Below are 3032 nucleotides of genomic sequence, written 5' to 3' on the forward strand. Positions count from 1 at the left end.
CAGTAAGCATACATTCAAATTGGTTAAGTCCTCGATCGATTAGTATCTGTCAGCTCCACGTGTCACCACGCTTCCACCTCAGACCTATCAACCTGATCATCTTTCAGGGATCTTACTTCCTTGCGGAATGGGAAATCTCATCTTGAGGGGGGCTTCATGCTTAGATGCTTTCAGCACTTATCCCGTCCGCACATAGCTACCCAGCGATGCCCTTGGCAGAACAACTGGTACACCAGCGGTGCGTCCATCCCGGTCCTCTCGTACTAAGGACAGCTCCTCTCAAATTTCCTGCGCCCGCGACGGATAGGGACCGAACTGTCTCACGACGTTCTGAACCCAGCTCGCGTACCGCTTTAATGGGCGAACAGCCCAACCCTTGGGACCGACTACAGCCCCAGGATGCGATGAGCCGACATCGAGGTGCCAAACCTCCCCGTCGATGTGAACTCTTGGGGGAGATAAGCCTGTTATCCCCGGGGTAGCTTTTATCCGTTGAGCGATGGCCCTTCCATGCGGAACCACCGGATCACTAAGCCCGACTTTCGTCCCTGCTCGACTTGTAGGTCTCGCAGTCAAGCTCCCTTGTGCCTTTACACTCTGCGAATGATTTCCAACCATTCTGAGGGAACCTTTGGGCGCCTCCGTTACCTTTTAGGAGGCGACCGCCCCAGTCAAACTGCCCACCTGACACTGTCTCCCAGCCCGATAAGGGCTGCGGGTTAGAAGGTCAATACAGCCAGGGTAGTATCCCACCGATGCCTCCACCGAAGCTAGCGCTCCGGTTTCAATGGCTCCCGCCTATCCTGTACAAACTGTACCAACATTCAATATCAGGCTGCAGTAAAGCTCCACGGGGTCTTTCCGTCCTGTCGCGGGTAACCTGCATCTTCACAGGTACTATAATTTCACCGAGTCTCTCGTTGAGACAGTGCCCAGATCGTTGCGCCTTTCGTGCGGGTCGGAACTTACCCGACAAGGAATTTCGCTACCTTAGGACCGTTATAGTTACGGCCGCCGTTTACTGGGGCTTCAATTCGCACCTTCGCTTACGCTAAGCGCTCCTCTTAACCTTCCAGCACCGGGCAGGCGTCAGCCCCTATACTTCGCCTTACGGCTTCGCAGAGACCTGTGTTTTTGCTAAACAGTCGCCTGGGCCTATTCACTGCGGCTCTCTCGGGCTTGCACCCTAACAGAGCACCCCTTCTCCCGAAGTTACGGGGTCATTTTGCCGAGTTCCTTAACGAGAGTTCTCTCGATCACCTTAGGATTCTCTCCTCGCCTACCTGTGTCGGTTTGCGGTACGGGCACCTCTCACCTCGCTAGAGGCTTTTCTTGGCAGTGTGGAATCAGGAACTTCGCTACTATATTTCGCTCGCCATCACAGCTCAGCCTTCACGGGAAACGGATTTGCCTATTTCCCAGCCTAACTGCTTGGACGCGGATATCCAATACCGCGCTTACCCTATCCTCCTGCGTCCCCCCATTGCTCAAATGGTGAGGAGGTGGTACAGGAATATCAACCTGTTATCCATCGCCTACGCCTTTCGGCCTCGGCTTAGGTCCCGACTAACCCTGAGCGGACGAGCCTTCCTCAGGAAACCTTAGGCATTCGGTGGAGGGGATTCTCACCCCTCTTTCGCTACTCATACCGGCATTCTCACTTCTAAGCGCTCCACCAGTCCTTCCGGTCTGGCTTCACAGCCCTTAGAACGCTCTCCTACCACTGTTCGAAGAACAGTCCGCAGCTTCGGTGATACGTTTAGCCCCGGTACATTTTCGGCGCAGAGTCACTCGACCAGTGAGCTATTACGCACTCTTTGAATGAATAGCTGCTTCTAAGCTAACATCCTAGTTGTCTGTGCAACTCCACATCCTTTTCCACTTAACATATATTTTGGGACCTTAGCTGGCGGTCTGGGCTGTTTCCCTTTCGACTACGGATCTTATCACTCGCAGTCTGACTCCCAAGGATAAGTCTTTGGCATTCGGAGTTTGACTGAATTCGGTAACCCGGTAGGGGCCCCTAGTCCAATCAGTGCTCTACCTCCAAGACTCTTACCTTGAGGCTAGCCCTAAAGCTATTTCGGAGAGAACCAGCTATCTCCAGGTTCGATTGGCATTTCACCCCTACCCACACCTCATCCCCGCACTTTTCAACGTGCGTGGGTTCGGGCCTCCATTCAGTGTTACCTGAACTTCACCCTGGACATGGGTAGATCACCTGGTTTCGGGTCTACGACCACGTACTCAATTCGCCCTATTCAGACTCGCTTTCGCTGCGGCTCCGCATCTTCTGCTTAACCTTGCACGGGATCGTAACTCGCCGGTTCATTCTACAAAAGGCACGCCATCACCCGTTAACGGGCTCTGACTACTTGTAGGCACACGGTTTCAGGATCTCTTTCACTCCCCTTCCGGGGTGCTTTTCACCTTTCCCTCACGGTACTGGTTCACTATCGGTCACTAGGGAGTATTTAGCCTTGGGAGATGGTCCTCCCGGATTCCGACGGAATTTCACGTGTTCCGCCGTACTCAGGATCCACTCAGGAGAGAACGAAGTTTTGACTACAGGGCTGTTACCTCCTATGGCGGGCCTTTCCAGACCTCTTCATCTACCTCGTTCCTTTGTAACTCCGTACAGAGTGTCCTACAACCCCAAGAGGCAAGCCTCTTGGTTTGGGCTAATCCCGTTTCGCTCGCCGCTACTCAGGGAATCGCATTTGCTTTCTCTTCCTCCGGGTACTTAGATGTTTCAGTTCCCCGGGTCTGCCTTCTCATATCCTATGAATTCAGATATGGATACCACTCCATTACGAGTGGTGGGTTTCCCCATTCGGAAATCTCCGGATCAAAGCTTGCTTACAGCTCCCCGAAGCATATCGGTGTTCGTCCCGTCCTTCATCGGCTCCTAGTGCCAAGGCATCCACCGTGCGCCCTTTCTAACTTAACCGTTAAAAAGAATCACTATGTGATATCTTGTATTACTTGAATGTGATGTCTACTGTTATCTAGTTTTCAAAGAACACGTTTCG

At 52.8% G+C, this 3032-nt stretch carries 1 rRNA gene; it reads right to left on the minus strand.

Annotated elements, in window-relative coordinates:
- Positions 1–19: 19 nt before the first annotated feature.
- Positions 20–2950: ribosomal RNA gene (locus tag ACFVX4_RS41840) — 23S ribosomal RNA — on the minus strand.
- Between the last annotated feature and the right edge of the window lie 82 nt (positions 2951–3032).

This window comes from Streptomyces sp. NPDC058240, assembly GCF_042882135.1.
Taxonomy (GTDB): domain Bacteria; phylum Actinomycetota; class Actinomycetes; order Streptomycetales; family Streptomycetaceae; genus Streptomyces.